The 22,977-nt window shown below is 70.9% G+C and carries 20 protein-coding genes; 12 read left to right on the forward strand and 8 right to left on the reverse strand.

The genetic code is table 11. The annotated features are described in order from the left end of the window. Positions 1-43: 43 nt before the first annotated feature. Positions 44-763 carry a DAPG hydrolase family protein gene (locus tag P1K89_RS25000; protein ID WP_284619237.1) on the reverse strand — a complete coding sequence of 240 codons (720 nt, stop codon included), beginning with the start codon at positions 761-763 and terminating at the stop codon, positions 44-46. 79 nt (positions 764-842) lie between these two features. Between P1K89_RS25000 and P1K89_RS25005 the strand changes: the two genes are divergently transcribed. Next, complete coding sequence (locus P1K89_RS25005; protein ID WP_284619238.1) at positions 843-1,478, forward strand: TetR/AcrR family transcriptional regulator; 636 nt, start codon at positions 843-845, stop codon at positions 1,476-1,478. Between the two features lie 311 nt (positions 1,479-1,789). After that, a complete protein-coding gene (locus P1K89_RS25010) occupies positions 1,790-4,351 on the forward strand; it encodes an EAL domain-containing protein (protein ID WP_284619239.1) in 2,562 nt (853 codons plus the stop codon). A gap of 12 nt (positions 4,352-4,363) precedes the next feature. Here P1K89_RS25010 and P1K89_RS25015 read toward each other — a convergent pair whose 3' ends face one another. Continuing rightward, the gene (locus tag P1K89_RS25015; protein ID WP_284619240.1) at positions 4,364-5,131 is read right to left on the reverse strand and encodes a glutathione S-transferase N-terminal domain-containing protein; all 768 of its coding nucleotides are present in this window, start codon (positions 5,129-5,131) and stop codon (positions 4,364-4,366) included. A 76-nt stretch (positions 5,132-5,207) separates the two neighbouring features. Between P1K89_RS25015 and P1K89_RS25020 the strand changes: the two genes are divergently transcribed. Further along, positions 5,208-5,903, forward strand: coding sequence for a hypothetical protein (locus P1K89_RS25020; protein ID WP_284619241.1), 696 nt, complete (start codon positions 5,208-5,210; stop codon positions 5,901-5,903). Continuing rightward, positions 5,903-6,361, forward strand: a complete 459-nt coding sequence (locus P1K89_RS25025) for a hypothetical protein (RefSeq protein ID WP_284619242.1) — start codon at positions 5,903-5,905, stop codon at positions 6,359-6,361. Before P1K89_RS25020 ends, P1K89_RS25025 begins: the two co-directional genes overlap by 1 nt. Positions 6,362-6,386: 25 nt before the next feature. Here P1K89_RS25025 and P1K89_RS25030 read toward each other — a convergent pair whose 3' ends face one another. The 4 genes from P1K89_RS25030 to P1K89_RS25045 form a co-directional block, all read right to left on the reverse strand. Beyond that, positions 6,387-6,896, reverse strand: coding sequence for a cupin domain-containing protein (locus P1K89_RS25030; protein ID WP_284619243.1), 510 nt, complete (start codon positions 6,894-6,896; stop codon positions 6,387-6,389). A 47-nt stretch (positions 6,897-6,943) separates the two neighbouring features. Next, entirely contained in the window at positions 6,944-8,803 is a 1,860-nt protein-coding gene (locus P1K89_RS25035; protein WP_284619244.1) for a DUF885 domain-containing protein, read from the reverse strand. A 12-nt stretch (positions 8,804-8,815) separates the two neighbouring features. Beyond that, positions 8,816-9,466 carry a hypothetical protein gene (locus tag P1K89_RS25040; RefSeq protein WP_284619245.1) on the reverse strand — a complete coding sequence of 217 codons (651 nt, stop codon included), beginning with the start codon at positions 9,464-9,466 and terminating at the stop codon, positions 8,816-8,818. Between the two features lie 65 nt (positions 9,467-9,531). Next, the gene (locus P1K89_RS25045; RefSeq protein ID WP_284619246.1) at positions 9,532-10,122 is read right to left on the reverse strand and encodes a hypothetical protein; all 591 of its coding nucleotides are present in this window, start codon (positions 10,120-10,122) and stop codon (positions 9,532-9,534) included. Between the two features lie 258 nt (positions 10,123-10,380). Here P1K89_RS25045 and P1K89_RS25050 point away from each other — a divergent pair, with 258 nt between their 5' ends. The 4 genes from P1K89_RS25050 to P1K89_RS25065 all read left to right on the forward strand — a co-directional run bounded on the left by P1K89_RS25050 (position 10,381) and on the right by P1K89_RS25065 (position 13,950). After that, positions 10,381-11,337, forward strand: a complete 957-nt coding sequence (locus tag P1K89_RS25050) for a hypothetical protein (RefSeq protein ID WP_284619247.1) — start codon at positions 10,381-10,383, stop codon at positions 11,335-11,337. 83 nt (positions 11,338-11,420) lie between these two features. Continuing rightward, positions 11,421-13,145: a right-handed parallel beta-helix repeat-containing protein gene (locus tag P1K89_RS25055; RefSeq protein WP_284619248.1), complete on the forward strand. Its 1,725-nt coding sequence runs from the start codon at positions 11,421-11,423 to the stop codon at positions 13,143-13,145. A gap of 195 nt (positions 13,146-13,340) precedes the next feature. Further along, complete coding sequence (locus P1K89_RS25060) at positions 13,341-13,652, forward strand: type II toxin-antitoxin system RelE/ParE family toxin (RefSeq protein WP_284619249.1); 312 nt, start codon at positions 13,341-13,343, stop codon at positions 13,650-13,652. Next, on the forward strand, positions 13,636-13,950 hold the full coding sequence (locus P1K89_RS25065) for a helix-turn-helix domain-containing protein (protein ID WP_284619250.1): 315 nt from the start codon (positions 13,636-13,638) through the stop codon (positions 13,948-13,950). The genes P1K89_RS25060 and P1K89_RS25065 overlap by 17 nt, the downstream gene beginning before the upstream one ends. Before the next feature lie 42 nt (positions 13,951-13,992). Here the strand turns inward: P1K89_RS25065 and P1K89_RS25070 are convergent, their stop codons facing one another. Then, positions 13,993-14,550: a GNAT family N-acetyltransferase gene (locus P1K89_RS25070; RefSeq protein ID WP_284619251.1), complete on the reverse strand. Its 558-nt coding sequence runs from the start codon at positions 14,548-14,550 to the stop codon at positions 13,993-13,995. A 334-nt stretch (positions 14,551-14,884) separates the two neighbouring features. Between P1K89_RS25070 and P1K89_RS25075 the strand changes: the two genes are divergently transcribed. Genes P1K89_RS25075 through P1K89_RS25090 form a run of 4 tightly spaced genes read left to right on the forward strand, consistent with a single transcriptional unit; the run spans position 14,885 to position 20,023 of the window. Continuing rightward, a complete protein-coding gene (locus tag P1K89_RS25075) occupies positions 14,885-16,111 on the forward strand; it encodes a 3-methyl-2-oxobutanoate dehydrogenase (2-methylpropanoyl-transferring) subunit alpha (RefSeq protein ID WP_284619252.1) in 1,227 nt (408 codons plus the stop codon). Between the two features lie 13 nt (positions 16,112-16,124). After that, positions 16,125-17,186, forward strand: a complete 1,062-nt coding sequence (locus P1K89_RS25080; RefSeq protein WP_284619253.1) for an alpha-ketoacid dehydrogenase subunit beta — start codon at positions 16,125-16,127, stop codon at positions 17,184-17,186. A 2-nt stretch (positions 17,187-17,188) separates the two neighbouring features. Continuing rightward, positions 17,189-18,514, forward strand: a complete 1,326-nt coding sequence (locus tag P1K89_RS25085) for a dihydrolipoamide acetyltransferase family protein (protein WP_284619254.1) — start codon at positions 17,189-17,191, stop codon at positions 18,512-18,514. Positions 18,515-18,541: 27 nt separating this feature from the next. Continuing rightward, on the forward strand, positions 18,542-20,023 hold the full coding sequence (locus P1K89_RS25090; protein WP_284619255.1) for a dihydrolipoyl dehydrogenase: 1,482 nt from the start codon (positions 18,542-18,544) through the stop codon (positions 20,021-20,023). A 29-nt stretch (positions 20,024-20,052) separates the two neighbouring features. Here P1K89_RS25090 and P1K89_RS25095 read toward each other — a convergent pair whose 3' ends face one another. Next, positions 20,053-22,962 (reverse strand): CHAT domain-containing tetratricopeptide repeat protein, encoded by a 2,910-nt coding sequence (locus P1K89_RS25095; protein WP_284619256.1) that lies wholly within the window; start codon positions 22,960-22,962, stop codon positions 20,053-20,055. Between the last annotated feature and the right edge of the window lie 15 nt (positions 22,963-22,977).

The raw sequence follows: 22,977 nt of genomic DNA on the forward strand, positions 1-22,977 counted from the left end.
GACGAATGCGGCGAGGGCGCGGCCCGGCGGTCGCGCCGTCGCATCAGTCCTGCAGGCCGGTCTCCTGGCGGTAGAGCGGCGGCAGGATGTGCTCGAAGAGGCCGACCTCCTCGATGTTGTGCCGCAGCCAGGCCTGCCCGCGCGATTCCCCGAAACCGAAGCGCTGGATGAACGGGCTGATGGCGCGTCGCCAGCCGTCGATTCCGCCGATCAGCAGCCGGTTGACGTAGCGCGTGCCACCGGCGACGCGCTCGAAGCGGTACTCCATGCGTACGAGGCCCGGGATGCCATGCAGGCTCGGGTTGTGGATGAAGCCCTCTTCGTCGAGCTTCTCGATCGTCGTGACGGTGTGGACCGGATAGCGCGGGTCGCCGTTGAGGAACTCGCGCAGCCGGATCTGCGCGCCCGGCCCGATGCTGCCGTCCGGGCAGCGCCGCGCGTAGCTCGCATGCACGTGGTCGTAGGGATGCCAGGCGCGGTAGCGGTTCACGCGCCGCCCGGCGATGACGACGTCGCCTTCCAGGTGGGCGAACCACCAGGCCAGCATGCGCGGCGTGACGCCGCGCACCGTGTCATGCTCGATCCAGTAGCTGCGCCGGCCATCGGCCAGCGTTTCGGCGCCGAAGCGCGCGCTGCCCAGCCCCTTGAGCGGGAAGGGCACGGGCCACGGCTCCGGCGGGCACGAGCGTGACGCGGGATAGGCCGGCACCGCCTGCAAAGGCGTGGCATCGGCTGGCCCGGGTTGCAGGGCGAGGTCCGTCATGGGCGGCTTCCGTGAAGGTATAGCAGAGACTATACAGACGGCTGGCACTTCTATCAAGTGATCGCTATACACTTGGCGCATGTCCGAACCCACCCCTTCGCCGCGGCGCGGCCCGGCACCGACGAAGCATGTCGACATCCTGTGGACGGCGGTGCGCCTGTTCGCTCGCCAAGGCGTCGCGCAGACGACGACGCGCGAGATCGCGGCCGAGGCGGGCACCACCGAGCGCACGCTGTTCAAGCACTTCGGCTCCAAGGAAGGCCTGGTGGAGGCGGTGATCGCGCAGGCCGTGCTGCCGCACCTGGCGCCGACCTCGCTGGACGCGCTGCGCCGCGTGATCGACGCGAATGGCGAGGACTTCGTCGCATGGCACGAGGCGCTGCTGATCAACCGCTCGCAGGTGATCGGCGCGAGCCCTGAATTGACCGGGCTGTTGCTCGTCGAGTTGCTGCGCGACCAGCTGCTGCGCCGGCGTTTCGAAGACGCGTGGCGGCCGGCCGTCTGGGAGCCGCTGCTCGGCCTGGTCCGGCGGCTGCAGGCGGAAGGCCGGCTGCGGCGCGACATCGCGGCCGACACGCTCGTGCGGGCCTTCCTGTCGCTGAACCTGGGTTACCTCGTCACCCGCCACATCCTCGCACCGGACCGGGCGTGGGACGACCAACCGGAGTGCGCGGCGCTGGCACGGTTGTTCTCCGAGGGCGCCGCCCGGCGTTGACCGGAAGAAGGCGCCAGTCCCATGGCGGGCAGCCTGAACCCGGGGTGGCGCCGATACCCGAAGGCTGGCGCGGGCGAGCAGTCCCAGGGCGCCGGCGCTGCGGCGCCCCGCGCGGACCGGATTCGGTCACGCTCCGCGGCAGGCACCCCGGGCTTGACCCACCTCAAGTGCCCCGCCGGTTCGCCGATAGTCGAGGAACGCCGTCCTGCCGGGCCGCGCCGACGTGGGCGCGGGCAGGCGGCGGGCACACGGTCCGGCCCGACACCCATGAAAGCAGTACCCCGGTGAGCGCTGTCCGCAAGACTCAAGGCTTGCATACCTTGTCCGTGCTGATCGGCGTGTTCGCGCTCGCGTCGGCCGGCGGCTACCTGGTGGTGCGGCATGCGGTGAACAGCACCATCGAGCACCAGGCGCTGACCGTGGCCGAGATCGTCGCCAGCCAGGCGACGACCGCCCGGTCGGTCTATTCCAGCGAGGTGGCGAACAAGCTGTCCCGCGACGGCTTCGGGCCGAACGTCGACTGGGACAAGATGCCCGGCCATGTGCCGATTCCGGCGCAGTTCCTGAAGATGGTCGGCCGGGCGTCGTCGGAGAACTCGGCACGGCTGTACGAGTACAAGCCGGTCAGCCGCTGGAACCTGGAGCCGACGCAGGGGCTGACCGACGAGTTCCTGCGCTGGGCCTGGCCGCAGCTGGAAGCGCAGGACCGACCCGCGCCCAAGGCGCCGATCGAGTGGAAGGCGGTGTCGCGCATCGAGACCGCCCCCGACGGCCAGCGCGTGCTGCGCTACCTGTCGGCCGATGCCGCGTCGCAGCAGTCCTGCGCGGCCTGCCATAACGCCTATGAGAAGCGGCCGGACATCCTGGCGCGCCGGGTGGCCGACGGCGTGCCCACCGGCAAGCAGTGGCAGCAGCACCAGCTGCTGGGCGCGCTGTCCATCACCATCCCGCTGGACAAGGCCCAGGCGCTGGCCGGCACGCAGATCAACGAGACGGCGGTGTTCATCTTCGCCATCCTGGTCGCCAGCTTCTCGGCGATGTTCTGGTTCAACTGGCGGCTGGCGCGCCAGGAACGCAGCCTGCGCGAGACCGAGGGCCAGCTGAAGAGCCGCGAGCTCGAAGCGCGCACGGCCAACGAACTGCTGCAGGCGCGCCAGGGCGTCGAACGCGCGTTCGCCGAGCTGTCGACCTACATGCAGGCGATCGACCAGCACGCCATCGTCTCGGTGGCCGACCGCGCCGGCCGCATCGTGCAGGTCAACCACCGGCTGCTGGCGGTCAGCGGCTACGCGCGCCACGAGCTGATCGGCCAGGACCACCGCGTGCTGAACTCCGGCACGCACGCGCCCGAGTTCTTCGCCCACATGTGGCACACGCTGGAACGCGGCGAGATCTGGCGCGGCGCGATCTGCAACCGCGCGAAGACCGGCGAGCTCTACTGGGTGGATTCGGCCATCGTGCCGCTGACCGATGCCGGCGGCCAGGTCGACCGCTACCTGTCGATCTGCATCGACATCACCGAGCGCAAGCGCGCCGAGCAGGACATGCTGCGCATGGCCACGCACGACAGCCTGACCGGCCTCGTCAACCGCGCGCTGCTGCACGACCGCATCCACCAGGCGCTGGAAGCCGACAAGCGCGCGCATGCGCAGGCGGCGGTGCTGTTCATCGACCTCGACCAGTTCAAGGCGGTCAACGATTCGCTGGGCCACAAGACCGGCGACATCGTGCTGGTGGAGGTGGCGCGGCGTCTGCAGGCCTGCGTGCGTGGCGAGGACACCGTGGCGCGCCACGGCGGCGACGAGTTCATCGTCTTCCTGCCGCACCTGCAGGACGCGCAGGCCGCCGGCGTGATGGCCGAGCGCGTGCAGAACCGGCTGGCGCTGCCCTTCATGGTCGACGGGCGCGAGCTCTTCGTCGGCTCGAGCATCGGCATCGCGGTGTTCCCGGATGACGGCCACGACGCCGACACGCTGCTGAAGAACAGCGATGCGGCGATGTACCAGGTGAAGGATTCGGGCCGCAACCACTACACCTTCTTCGCGCCGCACATGAACCAGCTGGCGACCGACCGCTACACGATGGTGTCCGAGCTGCGCGGCGCGGCCGAGCGCGGCGAGCTGCTGCTGAACTTCCAGCCGATCATCGGCATGGACAGCGGCCGCATCGAGGCCATGGAGGTGCTTCTGCGCTGGCAGCACCCGCAGCGCGGGCTGGTCTCGCCGATGCAGTTCATCCCGCTGGCCGAGAGCTCGGGGCTGATCGTGCCGATCGGCGAATGGGTGATCCGCAGCGCCTGCGAGCAGATCCGCGCCTGGGCCGCCGCGGGGCTGCGCGTGCCGACGCTGGCGATCAACCTGTCGGCGATCCAGGTGCACCACAAGGCGCTGGTCGAGCGCATCGCCGCCGTGCTGTACGAGACCGGCGTCGATGCCAGCGCGCTGGAATTCGAGATCACCGAAGGCAGCCTGATGAACAAGACCGACGAGGTCATCACCACGCTGCAGCAGCTGTCCCAGCTCGGCCTGCGGCTGGCGATCGACGACTTCGGCACCGGTTACTCGAGCCTGAGCTACCTGAAGCGCCTGCCGGTGGACACGCTGAAGATCGACCGCTCGTTCGTGATGGACATCCGCGGCGGCACCGGCGCCGATGCCGACGACGCGGCCATCGTGCGCGCGGTGATCTCGATGGCGCGCAGCCTGAAGCTGAAGGTGATCGCCGAAGGCGTCGAGACGCCGCACCAGCTGCAGTACCTGCGCGTGCTGGGCTGCGACCAGTACCAGGGCTACCTGGCGAGCCGCCCGCTGGCGGCCGCGGATGCGGCGAAGCTGCTGGCGTCGCCCAAGGTGGTCGCGGCTACGGCGACTTGAGCGCGCGTCGAGTCACGCTGCGTACGTGCGCTCCAGGTACGCCAGGATCGCCTGCGACTCGAACATCTCGACGCCGTGGTTCGGGTCGATCAGGTAAGGCACCTGCACCTTGCCGTGCCGCTGGAAGAAGGCGTCGCGCTTGGTGCCGGGCACAGGCTTGTAGCGGGCCGGCGCCAGCACGCGCGGGGCCGACGGGCCCATGTCCGACCACTGCCCCTTGCCCAGGTTGATCAGCTGGTACGGCAGTTCCAGCTCGCACAGGCGCTCGCGCACCGGCCGCGAGTACGGGCTGGATTCGAAGCTGTACAGCACCAGCGGCTGCTCGGGTGCGATCGATGGGCGTGCGGACAGGCCCAGCGGGCTGCGCACCAGGCCCGCCAGCCGCGCCGCCAGCAGGTTGGGCAGCGAGGCCCGCATCGCCAGCGGCACGTCGCGATCGAGATAACGCTCGAAGAGGTAGGGCACGATGGTGGCGGCGCCGACCAGCGTCTGCTTGCTGTTCGGATCGACCAGCACCGGTGCGTCGCTGTTGTCGGGTGCCGTTGCCGGGCGCTGCGCCGCGAAGCGTTGGCCGCCCGCGGGGCAGGGGTAGACCATCGCGTCGAGGTTCAACTCGGTCAGCGCCTCGCGCACCAGCCGGCATTCGGCACCGTCCTCGCGGTCGTACAGCGCCAGCAGCTGCTTCGGTGTCTTCGCAGCGGGCCGGTCGCCCCAGGTGCCGCGCCACAGGCGCAGCGAGGAGGCGATGCCGGAGGTCAGCAGGTCGAGGGGGCGGTTCATCCGACGATTCCAGCACATGAAGGATGACGCCACGCGCCACGCGATGTAGAAGACGGTCTGGTTGCAGGAGGATGTGATGGCCGCGCTGATTTCTTCCGCCTTGATGCGCTACCTGAACGAGCTCAAGGGACCGCAGTTCGAGAAGACGATTCCATACATGTACGTGGACACCGTCAAGGCGGTCACCGTCGGGGTCGGTCACAACCTGAAGATGCACCAGGACCAGGCCGAGCTGCCGTTCGTCATCAAGCGCTTCGAGCGCAAGGCCGTGCTCGGCGGTGACCGGGGCATTCCGATCGCCGCCACCCGCCGCGTGATCGGCCTTCGCGCCACGCCGGCGGAGATCGCGAACGACTACGCCTTCCTCGACAAGCACACCGGCCTCGGCAAGTTCGGTCCGGAGCAGTTGGCCGCCTACACCACGCTGGAGCTGGAAGCGGCGGCGATCGATGCGATCTTCGCCGCCGACCTGCAAGCGCACCTGGCCATCGCGAAGCGGGAGTTCCCGGACTTCGACAGCTATCCCGTGTCCTGCCAGGCCGGGCTGGTCGACATCGCCTTCAACTGCGGCGGCTTCTCGACCTTCCAGGGCAACTTCGCGCCGGCCATCAAGGGCATCAAGCCGCACGACGGCAAGACGCTGGCGCAGCGCTGGCGTTTCGCGGCCCAGCATTGCCGGCGCGGCGCCATCAGTCCGACACGAAACGCCCGGGTGGCGCAATGGTTCCTGGACGGCGCCACCGAGATCGAGCGCGCGATGGCGGCGCAGTGATGCGATGCCTCGGGCCGGGGGCGCTGGCGCTGCTGCTGGCCGTGCTGCCGGCTGCAGCGGCGCGGGCGGATGAGGGTGGCGGCGCGAGCCGGCCGCCCGCGGCCGGACGCTACACGGGCCGGGTCGGCAGCGTGCCCTCGTCGACGCGCGCAAAAGCGGCGCTGAACACGCTGGAGATCTCGCGCCCCGCGGCGGGCGGCTTCCAGCTGCGCATCCACCTGGAGTGGGCGGGCGGCCATCTGTGCGACCTCAGCGGCCCGGCGCAGTCGGCGCCGGACGGCTCGCTGCGCTACACCGAAGCGGTGGCGTCCGGCCCGGCGTGCGAGTTGCGGGTTCGCTCGATCGCAGACGACCTGGTGCTGTCGGACGAGCGCGCCGCATGCCGGCGCCTGTACTGCGGCAACCGTGCGGGCTTCGACGGCGTGCGGTTCAGCGTGCGCTCGCGTCGCCCGAACTAGGGCCCTCCCATCGCGTTAACAGGCCCTAGGCAGCACCCGCGTTCGGCCCCGGCCCGCCGGGCTCGCCGTCCCAGTAGTCCAGCCCCGCCGTGCGGCGCGACAGGTGACCTTGCATGCCCTCGGCATAAGCCGCGATCTTCTGCGAGTCGGGGTACTCGCAGACCTCCACCGGGCTCTGCGTGCTGATCGACAGGTAGGCAAGCTCCTCGTCGGAGTCGTTGATGATCTGGTGCGCCGTCTCGGGGCCGCCGGTGGGGCAGCAGATCACGTCGCCGGCCTTGATCGCGCGGGTCTCGCTGCCGTAGCGCAGCAGTCCGCGGCCGCGCACGATGAAGAACATCTCCTCCTCGGCGCGGTGGCTGTGGAACGGGCACGAGCGCTTGCCCGGCGGCACGATGTCGTAGCCGTAGCCCAGGTCCTTCGCACCGACCAGCGGGCCGATGCGGGCGCACTGGGTGTCGTAGGCCTCGCCGCGTTGCGAGCGTTCGAGCTTCAGGTCGGCGATGTTGATCACGCGCTGGTCGATGACGCCCATGCGGGCTCCCTTCGGGGTGTGTGGTCCGGCTCCGGAGCCTACCCGCTTCAGCGCCCGCCGGCAGCGATCCAGGCATTCATGCGCTCGCGCAGCAGGTCCAGCGGCAGGTGGCCCTGGGCGAGCAGCGCGTCGTGGAAGGCGCGCAGGTCGAAGCGCGGGCCCAACTGCCGCTCGGCGCTGCGGCGCAGCGTGGTGATCGTCATCTCGCCCAGCTTGTAGCCCAGCGCCTGCGCCGGCCAGGCCAGGTAGCGGTCGACCTCGTTCGCGGCGTTGCCCGGGGTCTGCGCGCATTCGTCGACGAGGTAGCGGATCGCCTGCGCACGCGTCCAGCCCTTGGCATGCAGGCCGGTGTCGGCCACCAGCCGGCCGGCGCGGTAGAGCTCGTCGAGATAACGTCCCAACAGCGCGGCCGGCTCGTCGTACAGCCCGAGCTCATGGCCCAGCGATTCGGCGTACAGCGCCCAGCCTTCGCCGAAGGCGCTGATCCACAGCTGGCGGCGGTAGGCGGGCAGCCCGAGCTCGCGCCGCAGCGTGCCGTCGAGGTGGTGGCCGGGCATGCCCTCGTGCAGCAGCAGCGAGGCCAGGCCGAGGGTGGAGCGCCGCTCGGCATCCATGATGGGCAGCGCGAAGATGCCGGGCCGCGTGCCGTCGCTCGACGGCGGGTACCACTGCGCCGGCGCCGAGGCGGCGATGGCCGGGTCGGTCGGGCGGATCTCCAGCCGCGCCTTCGGCAGCTGGCCGAACAGCGCCGGCAACCTGGGCAGGATGCGCGCGTGCAGGCGGTTCAGGTGGTCCAGCACGTCCTGCGGCGCCTTGAACGGGTAGTACTCGGGCTGCTGCCGCAGCCAGCCGCGAAAGTCGGACAGGCGGCCGCTGTAGCCGATGCCCGACATCGCCGGTGCCAGCAGGCCCTGGATGCGCTTCACCTCCTGCAGCCCGAGCTCGTGGATGCGGTCCGGGCCCATGTCGACGGTGGCATGGCGGCGGATCTGGTGGCGGTAGATCGCGGCGCCGCCCGGCAGCGCGCCAAGGCCGGCACTGGTGCGCGCGTGCGGCAGGTACTCGGTGCGGACGAACTGCGTCAGCCGGCGCGCCGCGGGCAGCACGTCGGCGGCCAGCAGGTGGCGGTACTCGGCCTGCAGCGCGCCGCGGGTCGCGGCGTCGAGCGACGCGGGCAGGCGCGTGATCGGCGACCACAGCGCGCTGCCCGTCGGATCGTCGTCCGCCGGTGCCAGTGCGTCCAGCTGCACGAGGCAACGTTCGACCACCGGGCGGGGAATCGTCTGGCCCGTCGCGATGCCGTCCTTCAGCACCTGCACCGCGGCATCGAAGAAAGCCGGATAACGCGCCAGGCGCCGGAACCACGCGCGTGCATCGGCTTCGTGGCGCATCGGCTGCCGCCCCGCCAGCTTGACCAGGTCGACCGCGATGCCGCCGTCCACCGGGATCAGCAGCGTGTGCTGCGGCAGCGGCAGGTCAAGGCCGGCGAGGCCGAGCTCGGCCTCGCGCTGGAGCAGCCGGTGCGTCAGGCGATCGGTGGCATTCAGCTGCGACAGGGCGATCGTGCGCAACTCGGCGAGCGCCGCTTCATGGTGCCGGCGCTGGCGCGCACGGTGCTCGGCGGTGAAGCCGGGCTCCAGGCGGTCCTGGCGCGGGCCGATCTCGGCGCCCGGCGCCTCGCTGGTGGGCAAGAGCTCGAGGGGGGCGCGCAGCGTGGTGCGGGCCAGGCGTTCGAGGCGGACCGACGCCGGCTCGGTCGACGGCGCGGACTCGGGCGGCGACGTCTGCGGCGTTTCCGGCGTCAGCGCGCGCGGCGTCTGCGGCGGCGCGGCGCAGGCGGCGATCAGCAGCGGCAGCAGCAGGCCGGCCAGGCGCATCGCGATCGGCGAACGGGCGGCGTCACGCACCGCGGGCCTCGCTCAGCGCGCCGCGTCCATGCGCACCCAGCCGTTGGGCGTCCAGCGGTGGTAGGTGCCCTGCGCGTCCTGCGCGTAGGCGTTGTGCCCGTCGCGGTAGACCTCGCCGGCCGACAGGTGGTGCGGCAGCATCTGCCGCGCGCCGGTCTGCGAGTCGACGTAGGGCCCGACGCCGCGGATGGCCTGGTTGGTGTAGTTCGCCACCGCGGCCGACTGGCGCGCGCTGTTCGCCGCCATCGCCGCGTTGTAGCTGGAATGCGCCTGCTGCACCGTGCGGTAGGCGGCCTGGTTGCCTTCGAACTGCGCGCGCTGCGCGGCAAGCGCGCCCTGCACGTTGGTGCCGGCGGCGGTCATCAGGTCCCAGTAGGCGAACTGCTCGAAGGTGACCGAGCGGTTGCCCGAGGCCAGCAGCTGCTGGTACTGGTAACGCAGCCGCGGGCCGTTCATCTGCAGGTGCTGCTGCCACAGCCGCTGCTGCGCCATCGCGGTCTGGCGCTGCATGTTGGCGAGCATCGCCGCCTGCTGCTGGTCGAAGGCCATGTTCATCGCGGCAATCTGCGACAGCGACTGCGCGTGTGCCGTCGCGCTGGCGCCGGCCCAGATGGACAACGCGCCGAGCGCGGTGAGCAGCAGGCGGGTGGCGAGGCGGTGCATCGAATCTCCTCGGGTGACCGGTTCGGCGGGCGTGGCGGGTTGTGCCGTCTGCGCTGCGCGTGGGGTCAGGGCGTGTACACCTGCTTCAGCGTCTCGGGATCGGCGTGCACGTTGGTCACCAGGCCCTTGGCATCGAAGTGCACGCTGAACGGGCCGTTGTAGGCCGCGTATTTCCACGGCGTGGCTTCGAGCACCGGGTTGTCGTTGGCGGTGGGGTAGCCCAGCGAGATGATCACCTGCGCGCGCGTCATGCCGCGGGTGACGCGGGCCGTCTCGATCATCTTCTGCACCTTCGCCGACGCGCCGGTGTAGGCCGGCTGCTTGCGCGGGTCCTTCTGCACCAGGTAGCGGCGGCCGAACTCTTCCATCGAGAGGTTGCGGCTGTAGTCGTTGCCGATCTCCAGGCGCCGGCCCTCGATGTCCACCTGCATGCGGCTGCGGCCCCAGCCGGCGTGGCGCAGCGGCGTGCCGAAGGGAATCATCACCTTGCTGGTGTCGCCGCGGTAGTTCTGGTCGGAGATCCAGGTGCCGCTGGCGAGCATGTTGCAGCAGAGGTAGCCCTGGCCGAGGTCGATGTTCTCTTGGGCCTGCGCGGCCGGCGTGACGGCCAGCAGCACGGTGGTGATGGTGGACAGCAGCGGGGCGGCGATCTTCATGGTGGCGAACCTCGTGACGACGGCGACGCGCCGGATTGTGCAGAAGCACGGTCGTGCGGGTTCGCGAAATCCGGCGCGCATTCCGCCGCCCGACGGACCCGCATGACCAAAGCCACCCGCGCGGCGACGGCGACGGACCTAGGGGGACGCGGCCTGCATCGCGGCCCCGTAGGTGCGGTCGTGTGCGGCCCCAGGCGGAACCGCACACCGGCCGCAGCGGCTGCTTCGTTCCGCCGTCTTCACCCCAGGGAGCCTTCCATGCCCATCGACGCCATCATCACCCTCGACACGCTGACCTGCTCGAAAGAGAGCGACGGCACCGGCCACTCCGAGCCCTACCTGTGGCCCGTGCTGCTGCGCGTGGACGACGAGACGCTCGCCACGCCGCAGCTGCTGAGCTCGTTGCACCCGGCCGAGCAGTTCGCACGCGCCGTGGTCAAGCAGGACATGAAGCGCGGCGATTCCGCGCCGGTGCCACAGGGCCAGCGCAGCTTCACCTTCCGCTTCTCCGACAACCTGAGCATGCACAACGTGATCCTGGTGATCGCGCTGCTGGAGCACGACGAGACGCCCGAGCGCGCCGTCAAGCAGGGCTACATCGCCTTCCGCACCGAGGTGCCGAAGGCCGTCGGCACGCTGGACCGGCTGCTGCGGCTGCAGAGCAACGATGCCACTGTCGTCAACGGCGCCATCGCCGAAGTGAAGACGCAGGTCGGCGACGCGGTGCGCGCGGCGATCAAGAACAACCTGACCGCCGGCGAGAAGCTGCGCGTGCTGATCGGCACGCTGAACCTCGACGACGAGATCGCGGTGTCCCACCTGCGCTTCAGCCAGCTGACGACCAGCGCCGGCGCGGTGATCGACCAGCCGTTCTCGACGCTGCTGGTGCGCAAGACCGGCAGCAGCAACAAGACCGTGACCGACCTCTACGAGCTGCGCGGCCGTTTCCAGACGCGGCGCGTCGTGCGCGACCGCTGCCAGGCCAGGGTCGACGCGGTGAAGGCCGCGCAGGACCAGGTGGACGCATTCCAGCGCGAGATCGACGAGCTGCAGGAGGACTTCAACGGCGGCGACCTCAACGAGCTGATCGAGAAGATCCGCAAGGAAGACCTCGAACCGGCACTGGCCGCGCTGGATGCGGCGCGTGCCGCGCTGGCGAAGTGCCGCGCCGGTGGCGTGGTGGTCGGCGGCACCGGCGGCGTGGTGATCGCATGAGCCCGCTCGGCCGCCCGAAGGGCGAATACCGGAGGGCGCAGCCCGAAGGTGTCCCGATGAAAGCGGGGCGCACGATGACACCGATGCGTCGGCTCCTCGCGGCGCTCGCTCTCTCGGCGGGCACCGCGGTCCATGCCCTGCCGCCGGTGACCCCGGACGGACCTTCGGGTCCGCCGCCGTGCACCGATGCGGCGGTCGTCAAGCTGACCAGCTCCGCGAGCGAAGTCGTCTTTCCGAACCCGCGCACCGTGACGTGGTCACTCTCGGCGCCCGCCGGCTGCAAGGGCCTGAGCCTGGAGCTCGACGGCGCCGTGGTGCCGGCCACCGGCACGCGCACCGACCGGCCGCCGCGCAGCGAGCAGAGCACGCTGAAGCTGATGTGGACCGGCCTCGGCCAGCGTGCGCTGCTGCGCACCGCGCGGGTCAACGTCACCGTGCGTTATCCCACGCGCATGACCATCGATGCCACGACGCAGCGGCCGGTGCAGGCGCTGCTCGGGGTGCTCGATGCGAGCAACGCCAATCCGACGCAGGTCATCGAGCTGTGCAACGTCGACCTCGACCTGACCGGCCAGGCCAACCTGATGCTCACCGACAACCGCAGCCTGGTCGCCGCGCCGGGCTGCGAGCGCGGGGCGCGATCCCTCGGGCCGCGCATCTTCGTCACCGACCGGCGCGGGCCCGGCAAATCGCTGTTCCTGATCCGCTCGGACAAGGTGAAGATCGCCGGCTTCCGCCTCGAAGGGCCGACCGCGGGCATCGGCGACGACGACGACCACAACGTCGAGGGCGCGATCCGCATCTGGCCTTTCGGCTCCGCCACCTCGGCACCGATCACCAGCATCGTGGTTTCCAACATGGAGATCTCGAAGTGGAGCGGCATCGGCGTCGAAGTGGGCGATGCCGGCGACGGGCCGCTGCCCGGGCGCCTGACCCACCCCAACGTCGGCGCGGTGCGCATCAGCGGCAACTACTTTCACCACAACCGCCACCGCGGCAAGGAAGGCTACGGCGTGCTGGTGACCGGCGGCGGTTACGCGCTGATCGAACACAACGTGTTCGAGGAGAACCGCCACGCCATCGCCGGCGGCAGCTGGGACGGCCGCGGCGACTTCTCCGGCTACACCGTGCGCGAGAACCTGGTGCTGCCCGGTGGTGGCCTGCACTGCGGCTTCCTCAACATCTGCTGGCAGACGCACCAGATCGACATGCACGGCGACCGCGGCCACTTCGACAGCGACTGGTGCTGCGGCCGCGCCGGCGAGACGCTGATCATCGAGCGCAACACCGTGCTCTACACCGGCGGCTGGCGCACGGTGATGGTCAACGGCCAGCCGCAGCAGGTGTGGAGCGACGGGCTGGCGATCAAGGTGCGCGGCAACCCGGTCGACAAGGCGGTGGTCGCCGGCAATGTCTTCCGCCATGCCAGCCGCGACGACGCGATCGGGCAGAACGGCTCATTGGGCATCATCGGCGACAACATCTCGAACCCGATCGACGTGCGGCCGGACAACGTCTTCGGCGCCGACCCGATGGCCACGCTGGGGTCCTGCGACTTCGCCGGCGACGGAAAAGCCGACAGCTTCATGGCCACCGGCGTCACCTGGTGGGCCCGCTCGGCCACGACGCAGCAATGGCGCTTCCTGAATGCGCAGCCGCAGAAGCTGGCGCAGCTGATGTTCGCCGACGTCAACGGCGATGGCCGCTGCGACGTCGTGCTGAAGCCCCAGGCACCGGCGACGCAGCCAGCGTTCTATTCGAGCCGCGGCACGGGGGCGTGGACCATGATCGGGGTGAATGCGCCGTAAGGGAGGCGGGCGCGGCGTCCAGCGAGCGATTCCCTAACTCGCAAGCGACGCGCCGCAGCGACTTCGAGCAGACTTCGCGGCGCCCGTCGTGCACGCACGAGCGAGGGCAGCAAGAAGCGGGGAGGGATCGACGATGGCCTGCTCGGGTACCAAGGCTGTGTATTGGGATATGCGCCTAAGGCGTATAGTCAAGCCTTGTTCACCGTCGTAGAGACGCTCCTGTTCCAGCGGCAGTGGCCGCTGTACTGGACGGAGGAAGAAAGGGGTTCCTTCGCGGCATACATCGCCGAGCATCCCTCCGCTGGTGATGTCGTGCCTGAGTCCGGCGGCATCCGCAAGGTGCGCTGGGGTAGAGCGGGATCAGGCAAGTCCGGCGGCGTGCGAGTCATCTACTTCACCCGTACCGCTGAAGGTGAAATTGTTCTGCTGACGCTCTACGCCAAGGCCAAGACGGACAACCTCACCGGGCCCAAGTTGAAGGAGATTCGCCGTGCCCTCGAAGAGTAAACCCCTCAGTAAGGCGAAGCTCGCTGCCTACGAAGCCGAGCGGGATCTCGCTTCCGAGCTCCTGCAAGCCGTGCGCGAGATGAAGTCCGGTCAGGTGCAGGTCGTCACTTCGCCGGTCATCGAAGCGCGGAAGAAGACCGGCCTGTCGCAGTCCCAGTTCGCGGCGCTGCTCGGCGTGTCCGTGCGGACCTTGCAGGGATGGGAACAGGGGCGCAAGCAGCCGAGCGGAGCAGCGCGCACGCTGCTGGCCATCGCGAACACCAACCCCAAGGCCCTGCTGGCGGTCGCGGGCAAGTGATGCGGCCTTGGACGGGTTCGATCGGCGCTGCAACGTCAAGGTTCACGCCAAGTCGATCCGATACCGCAACCCCGCCTTGCCCCCGAACTGCGCCGGCTTGTCGAACCGCTCGACCAGCACGCCGCCGTTGGCTTCGATCACGCGCTGCGACGCGGTGTTGTCGAGGTCGGTGGTGATGATCACGTGCGGCAGGCCGACGGCGCGGGCTTCGGGCAGCAGCTGCTTCAGCGCTTCGGTCGCGTAGCCGCGCTGCCGCTTCCACGGCACCACCGCGTAGCCGATGTGGCCGAGGCAATGCGGCGGCAGCTCGGCGGTGCCGGCCTGCCAGCGCAGGTTGATGCTGCCGCAGAACTCGCCGTCCCACAGCCAGCGGCGGAAGCCGGGCAGGCGCGGCACGGTGGAGCCGTCGGGCAGCGTGACCGGGCCGCCCTGGGCCTCGCGGTCGTCCATGCCGGCGATGAAGGCGACGGCATCGGCCTCGATGCGGGCCAGCTCTTCGGCCGCCGCCGCGGCACCGCGGACGGTGTCGGCGGACCAGCCGCGCTGCAGCGCATCGATGTAGCCGGGCAGGTGGTCGGCGGTCGGACGGACGAGCTGCATGGGCGGGCGCGCAAGGGCTGAAGCGGCGATGCCGGCATTGTTGCAGGCGGGCCGCCCGGCTTGACCCCGCGCATGCCGCGATCGAGGGGAGCCCCGCACCGTGGCAGCCCCGGATATCCGTTACGCTAGCCGCGTCCGTCCGCACCGACCGTGCGGGCGCGACAGGCCCCGGCACCGCGCCCCACCCGGCGGGTGGCCGGGACATCCACGGCGATTCGGCCCGACACGATCGGGCCTCGGAGCATGCATGGACCAGCAGCCATCGGCAGCGGCGCCTTCGGCGGCCTCGACCGCTTTGCCCGCGGCATCATTGCCGCCTCTGCCCGCGGCCTCATTGCCGCCTCTGCAGTTGCACGTGCCGGAGCCCACCGGGCGGCCGGGCTGTGCCACCGATTTCTCCTTCCTCCACGTGTCCCCCGCCGGCGAGGTGCGCCGGCCGCCGGTGGACACCGCGCACGCCGGCACGCAGGACCTCGCCTACGCGCTGATCCGCGTGCTCGACGAACAGGGCCGTGCGGTCGGGCCCTGGGCGCCGCAGCTCGACGCGGTGCAGCTGCGCCGTGGCCTGCGCGCGATGATGAAGACGCGCATCTTCGACGCTCGCATGCTGATCGCGCAGCGGCAGAAGAAGCTGTCGTTCTACATGCAGTGCCTCGGCGAGGAAGCGATCGCGGTAGCGCATGCGCTGGCGCTGCAGCCCGGCGACATGTGCTTCCCCACCTACCGCCAGCAGGGCCTGCTGCTGTCGCGCGACGACATCTCGATGGTCGAGATGATGTGCCAGCTGATGAGCAACGAGCGCGACCCGATCAAGGGCCGCCAGCTGCCGGTGATGTACTCGTACAAGCGCGCCGGCTTCTTCACGATCTCGGGCAACCTCGCGACGCAGTTCATCCAGTCGGTGGGCTGGGCGATGGCCTCGGCGATCAAGGGCGACACCAAGATCGCCTCCGGCTGGATCGGCGACGGCTCCACCGCCGAGAGCGACTTCCACACCGCGCTGACCTTCGCGCACGTCTACCGCGCGCCGGTGATCCTGAACGTCGTCAACAACCAGTGGGCGATCTCGACCTTCCAGGCCATCGCCGGCGGCGAATCCACCACCTTCGCGGCACGCGGCGTGGGTTGCGGCATCGCAAGCCTGCGGGTGGACGGCAACGACTTCCTCGCGGTGTACGCGGCCTCGTGCTGGGCGGCCGAACGCGCGCGCCGCAATCTCGGTCCGACCTTGATCGAATGGGTGACCTACCGGGCGGGACCCCATTCCACTTCGGATGATCCATCGAAGTACCGCCCCGCCGACGACTGGCAGCGCTTCCCGCTCGGCGACCCGATCGAGCGCCTGAAGGTGCACCTGATCGGCCTGGGCGAATGGTCGCAGGCGCAGCACGAACAGGCACAGAAGGAGCTCGAAGCCGAAGTGGCCGCGGCGCAGAAGGAGGCCGAATCGCACGGCTCGCTGCTCGATGGCCACATTCCGAGCGCGGCCTCGATGTTCGAGGACGTCTACCGCGACATGCCATGGCACCTGCGCGAGCAGCGCCAGCAACTGGGCGTCTGAGGGAGAGCACAACATGCTGACCAAGACCGAACAAGCCAAGCTGCTGGCCGATGCCGGCCCGACGCAGCCGATGACGATGATCCAGGCGCTGCGCTCGGCACTGGACGTGACGATGGCGCGCGACCCGAACGTCGTCGTCTTCGGCGAGGACGTGGGCTACTTCGGGGGCGTCTTCCGCGTCACCGAAGGCCTGCAGCAGAAGTACGGCAAGTCCCGCTGCTTCGACGCGCCGATCAACGAAGGCGGCATCGTCGGCGTGGCCATCGGCATGGGCGCCTACGGCCTGCGGCCGGTCGCCGAGATCCAGTTCGCCGACTACTTCTATCCGGCGGCGGACCAGATCATTTCCGAGGCCGCCCGCTTGCGCTTCCGCTCGGCCGGCGACTTCACCGCGCCGCTGACGATCCGCATGCCCTGCGGCGGCGGCATCTACGGCGGCCAGACGCACAGCCAGAGCCCGGAGGCGATCTTCACGCACGTGTGCGGGCTGCGCACGGTGATGCCGAGCAACCCGATCGATGCCAAGGGCCTGCTGATCTCGGCGATCGAGTGCGACGACCCGGTGATCTTCCTCGAGCCCAAGCGCCTGTACAACGGGCCGTTCGACGGCCACCACGACCGGCCGGTGGTGCCTTGGTCCAAGCACGAGCTGTGCAACGTGCCGACCGGGCACTACACGACGCCGCTCGAATCGGCGGCGATCTTCCGCCCCGGACAGGAACTGACGGTGATCACCTACGGCACGATGGTGTGGGTCTCGGCCTGTGCCGCGGCCGAAACCGGCATCGATGCCGAGATCATCGACCTGCGCTCACTTTGGCCGTTGGACATCGAGACCATCGACGCGTCGGTGAAGAAGACCGGCCGCTGCGTCGTCGTGCACGAGGCCACCCGCACCTGCGGCTTCGGCGCCGAGCTGCTGTCGCTGGTGCAGGAACGCTGCTTCTACCACCTGGAAGCACCGATCGAGCGCGTCACCGGCTGGGACACGCCGTACCCGCATGCGCAGGAGTGGGCCTACTTCCCCGGCCCCGAACGTGTCGGCGCTGCGTTCAAGCGCGCGATGGAGAAGTGAGCATGGGCCAGTACATCGTGAAGATGCCGGACATCGGCGAGGGCATCGCCGAGGTCGAGCTGGTGCAGTGGAACGTCAAGCCCGGCGACGAGGTGAAGGAAGACCAGATCCTCGCCGACGTGATGACCGACAAGGCCACCGTCGAGATTCCGTCGCCGGTGTCGGGCACCGTGCTGGCGCTGGGGGGCGAGGTCGGCAAGCTGATGGCCGTCGGGTCCGAGCTGATCCGCCTTGAAGTGGCGGGCGCCGGCAACGTGAAGGGTGAAACTTCCCCGCGGCCTGGTGCCGCCGCGGCGCCCGCTCCGGCGCCGACGCCGACGCCGGCCAAACCCGCGCCGCGCGAGGCCGAGCCCAGGTCCGAGCCCGAGCGCGAGGCGACCAGCCCCGCGGTCGCGGCGGCCACCCGCCGCGCGCCGGCACCGACCGCGCCGACGCGCCCCGCCGGCGAGAAGCCGATCGCCTCGCCCGCGGTGCGCAATCGCGCGTGGGAGCTCGGCATCGAGCTGCAGTTCGTGCACGGCAGTGGCCCGGCCGGCCGCATCACGCAGCAGGATCTCGAGGTCTACTTGGCCGCCCGCGGCCAGCCGATGAGCACCCGCGGCAGCGGCGGCCCGGCCTACGCCGAGCGCCACGACGAGCAGCAGCTGCCGCTGGTCGGCCTGCGCAAGCGCATCGCGCAGAAGATGCAGGAGGCCAAGCGCCGCATCCCGCACTTCAGCTACGTCGAGGAGATCGACGTCACCGAGCTCGAGGCGCTGCGCGTGCAGCTGAACCAGCGTCATGCCGCCGAGCGCGGCAAGCTCACGCTGCTGCCGCTGATCGCCCGCGCGGTGGTGCTGGCGCTGCGCGACTTCCCGCGCCTGAACGCGCGCTTCGACGACGACGCCGGCGTGGTGACGCAGCACGGCGCGGTGCACCTGGGCATCGCCGCGCAGACCGACGCGGGGCTGATGGTGCCCGTGGTCCGCCATGCCGAGGCGCGCGACGTCTGGGGCATCGCTACCGAGATCAACCGGCTCGCCGAGGCGGCGCGTTCGAACTCGGCCACGCGCGACGAGCTCAGCGGTTCGACGATCACGATCTCCAGCCTCGGGCCGCTCGGCGGCATCGTGTCGACGCCGGTCATCAACCACCCCGAGGTGGCGATCGTCGGCGTCAACCGCATCGTCGAGAAGCCGGTGGTCAGGAACGGCGCGGTGATCGTGCGGCAGACGATGAACCTGTCCTCGTCCTTCGACCACCGCGTGATCGACGGCATGGACGCCGCGCGCTTCATCCAGGCCGTGCGCGGCCTGCTGGAAGCACCGGCGCTGCTGTTCGTCGACTGAACTTCAGGGACGCTCACTTCAGAGACCATGCAACGACAACACACCACGCTGCTGGTGATCGGCGGCGGACCCGGCGGCTACGTCGCCGCGATCCGCGCCGGCCAGCTCGGCATCCCCACCGTGCTGGTCGAGGGCGACAAGCTCGGTGGCACCTGCCTGACCATCGGCTGCATTCCGTCGAAGGCGCTGATCCATGCGGCGGACGAGTTCGAGAAGGCGCGGCACTGGGGCAATCGAGTCGATCCGGCTCTGCCGGGCGACTCGACCCCCTCGGGGGGCGGCGGCGCAGCCGCCTGGGGGTCAGTCTCGCCCTTGGGCATCCAGGTGCAGCAGCCGTCGATCGACATCACGAAGACCGTGCGCTGGAAGGACGGCATCGTCGACCGCCTGACCGGCGGCGTCGGTGCGCTGCTGAAGAAGGCCGGCGTGCAGGTGCTGCGCGGCTGGGCCACGGTGCGCGATGGCAAGACGGTCGACGTGCAGCTGCAGGCCGGCGGCGAAACCCGCACGCTGACCTGCGACCACCTGCTGCTGGCCACCGGCAGCGTGCCGGTCGAGCTGCCGTTCATGCCGTTCGGTGCCGGTCCGAGCGGTACGGTCATCTCGTCCACCGAGGCGCTGTCGCCCGCCGCGCTGCCGAAGCGGCTGATCGTCGTCGGCGCCGGCTACATCGGCCTGGAGCTGGGCATCGCCTACCGCAAGCTTGGTGTCGACGTTGCGGTGGTCGAGGCCACCGGCCGCGTGCTGCCGGCCTATGACGAGGAACTGACGCGGCCGGTGCTCGCGACCCTGAAGCGCCTGGGCGTCGTGCTGCACCTGGACTGCAGCGTCGAGGGCCTGACCGAGGACGGCAGCGGCGTGCGCGTTCGCAGCGCCACCGCCGACCAGTTCGTGCTGCCGGCCGACCGCGTGCTGGTGGCCGTGGGCCGCCGCCCGCGCACCGACGGCTTCGGCCTCGAGTCGCTGCAACTGGAGATGGCCGGGCGCGCGCTGAAGGTCGACGAGCAGTGCCGCACCTCGATGCGCAATGTCTGGGCCATCGGCGACCTCACCGGCGAGCCGATGCTCGCGCACCGCGCGATGGCGCAGGGCGAACTGGTCGCCGAGGTGATCGCCGGCCACAAGCGCCGCTTCACGCCGGCGGCGATTCCCGCGGTGTGCTTCACCGATCCGGAAGTCGTCGTCGTCGGGCTCGATCCCGGGGAAGCCCGCAGGCGCGGCCTGGACGTGATGCACGCGCACTTCCCGTTCGCCGCCAACGGCCGCGCGATGAGCCTGGAATCGACCGAGGGCTTCGTGCGCGTCGTCGCCCGCCGCGACAACCACCTGATCGTCGGCTGGCAGGCGGTGGGCCGCGCGGTGTCCGAGCTGGCCGCGGCCTTCAGCCAGTCGATCGAGATGGGCGCGACGCTGGAAGACGTGGCCGGCACGATCCACGCCCATCCGACGTTAGGCGAAGCGGTGCAGGAAGCCGCGCTGCGCGCGCTGGGGCACGCGCTGCACGTCTGATCGGGCCGCCGCGCCCCCACCAGCGCCGGTCAGGGCCCGCCGTCGCCCAGCAGCACGAAGGGCGCCCAGTAGGCCGGGTGCGCGTAGCGCGGCGTGCCGGCCAGGGCCAGCATCGCCTGGCGCAGGCTCTCGGCCTTGCGCGCGCCGGGGTTCGTGGCGCGGTGCTCGAAGGTGGCGGTGGTCAGGCGCTTGGCGCTTTCGGTCTCCACCGCCCAGTGCGTGGCCAGCAGCGTGCGCGAACCGGCGTAGAGGAAGCCGCGCGCCAGGCCCGACAGCGCCTCGTCGCCGCGGCCGTCCGGCGCTGCGGTGTTGCAGGCGCTCAGCACCACCCATTCCGCGTTGAGCTTCAGCGCCAGCACGTCGTCCAAGGTCAGCAGCGGCGCCAGCGGCGTCTTGTCGCCGGGAGCGGCGGCCAGCGCCAGCGCCGGCTGCTGCAGCCCCGGCAGGTCGCCGCTGACGAGCCCGTGCGTCGCGAAGACGACGACGCGCTTGCGCGCCAGCGTGCCGTTGCGGCTGGCGGCGAGCACGCTGTCGCGCGTGGCGGCGGCGCCGAGCAGCAGGTCGCGGCCGGCATCGGCTTTCAGCGAGGTGGCGATGCCCTGCAGCTCGTCGCGGCTTTCGGGCAGCGGCGGCAGGTCGCCGTAGCGGAAGGCGGCGCCGGCGCGCGTGGATGCGCCCGCGCCGCGGGCGCCCGGCAGCGCGAAGGCCGGGTCGCCCCACGCGATCAGCGGCTCCGGCGCCGGCCGCGCCGGCGGCAGCGCGCGCAGCGACAGCCAGGCCGAGACGCTCGGCACCTGGCCGATGGTCCAGCGCTTCATCAGCCAGGGCAGGGTGCCGTCGGGCGCGGCGTCGCCGGTGACCAGCGCCGCGAACGGCAGCGAACCCAGCGGCCCCGACGTGGCGATGACGAGGTGGCGGGCCTTGGCCAGCGCCGGGGCGACCGGCGCGATCAGCCGGTCGTGCAGCTGGCGTGCGGCGTCGACATCGAACTTCGGCAGCGGCCCGCGTCCGAACTCGACGCTCTTGCGCACGCGCATCACCAGCGCTTCGAGCTGGCGCGCGGCGAGCTCGACGCGCACGAACTGCGGCAGGTCCTGCGCGGTGATCGCCCACACCAGCACCTCGTGCTCGCGCGGCAGCAGGAAGACCAGCGCCTCGTCGCCGGCCAGCAGCTGTGCGACGGCGCTGGTGTTCGGCTGCGGCGGGCTGGCCAGCTGGTCGTAGGCCGGGTAGCGCGCGCGCACCTGCACGCGCACCTGCGCGCGGCGCTGTTCCAGCTCGACCAGGCGCGCGCGCATCTTCTGCGCCGCCTCGGGCGGCGGGGCGTCGTTGCCGCCCTGGGCCAGCGAGACCTGCAGCGCCTGCATCTCGTGCTGCGCGTCCTGGTCGTCGCGCACCAGGCCGCGCAACTCCTCGTCGCCGGAGGCGCCGCGCAGCGCGGCGGCGGCCATCGCCTGGGCGGTGACACCCGGCCCCAGGCCGTCGGCGACGCCCAGCGCCAGCAGCGCCGGCAGGCCGCCGCGCGCGGCCGCGGCCTCGACGTAGGTGGACAGGATCAGCGTGCGGATCAATGGCCGGATGCCGCGATCGAGCTGCACGCCCATCTGCTGCGGCGACAGCAGGCGCGTGGTCGCACGCCGCAGCAGCTCGTGCGCCTCGTCGCGGCTGGCCGCGCTGCCGCTGCGCCACAGCGCGACGCCCTGCAGGCCCTCGGCCTGCGCATGCGCGTAGTGGCCTTCGCCCCAGGTGCGCAGGTTGGACCTGGCGAGGGCGTCGAACTCCTTCGCCGCATCGCCCGCGCGGCCGATGCCCAGCAGCACCAGGCCGCGCGAGAACGGCATGCGGACACGTCCGGCCAGCGCCGGCAAGCCGCGCGCGCGGGCATCGAGCGCTTCGATCTCGCGCCAGGCCTCCGCCGAGCGCTGCATCGCCCACAGCGCGCAGGTCAGCAGCCCGACGTCGTCGACGCGCCCGACCGTCATCGACTGCGTGCCCAGCTGATCTCGCAGTGCCAGCGCACGGCGCAGGTGGGTCTCGGCCTGCGCGAAGTCGCGCTGCGCATAGCGCAGGTTCGCCGCGGCCACCGCGGCGCCGATGTCCCAGCCCGGCGGCAGGTTGTGCTCGCGGATGAAGGCGCGGTGCGCGTCGAGCGCGGCGGCGGCCTCGTCGAAACGGTCCAGGTCGACCAGCCGCGCGGCGATCTCCTTCTGGAACTGCGCGAGGTCCGACGCGGCATGGCGGATCGCCACCGGGTGTTTCGTGCGCTGCGCGAGCGCCAGCGCCTCCTGCGCCTGCTTCTCGGCCAGCTTCAGTGCCGCCAGGCTGTCCGCGTGGCGGCCCCGGCGCTGCTCGAGGTGGGCCCGCAGGCCGTGCGCGGTGGCGATCACGCGCGCGGCGGCGATGCGCTCGGAGTCGTTCAGGTTGCCCGCCTGCAGCGCCAGCGCCTCGTCGATGATGCGCGTGGCCTGCGTGCGGGCCTCGTCGTCGGCATAACGCGCGGCGGTCAGGCGCGCCAGGCGGCTTTCGAAGAACAGGCGGTCGACCGGCCGCTTCGCCAGCGACAGCGCCTGCCTGACGAGCTTCTCGCTGTCGGCGAAGCGGCCTTCGTCGGCCAGCATGATCGCCAGGTCGTTCGGCCAGCGCGGCGCCGTCGGCTCGCGGTCCATCGCCATCGCCAGCAGGTCGCGGTGCAGGCCGCGGTCGCCATGGCGCAGCGCGACCTCGATCCGCTCGACCAGCATCTGGTTCAGCTTCGCGCCGGTGATCTCGGGCGGGATCGGCGCCAGCAGGCGCTCGCGCAGGCGGGCCGTCTCGGCGGCGTTCGGCGCGGCGCCCGAGGGCGCCTCGGTGCGCTCATCGGCTTGCGCGGCGGCGATGCCCGGCGACAGCAGCAGTGCGACCGTCACCAGACTGCATGACAGGACCGTGATGGCACGCATCGTTCACCTCCGCAC

It is taken from the genome of Aquabacterium humicola (assembly GCF_030167915.1).
GTDB lineage: Bacteria > Pseudomonadota > Gammaproteobacteria > Burkholderiales > Burkholderiaceae_C > Pseudaquabacterium > Pseudaquabacterium humicola.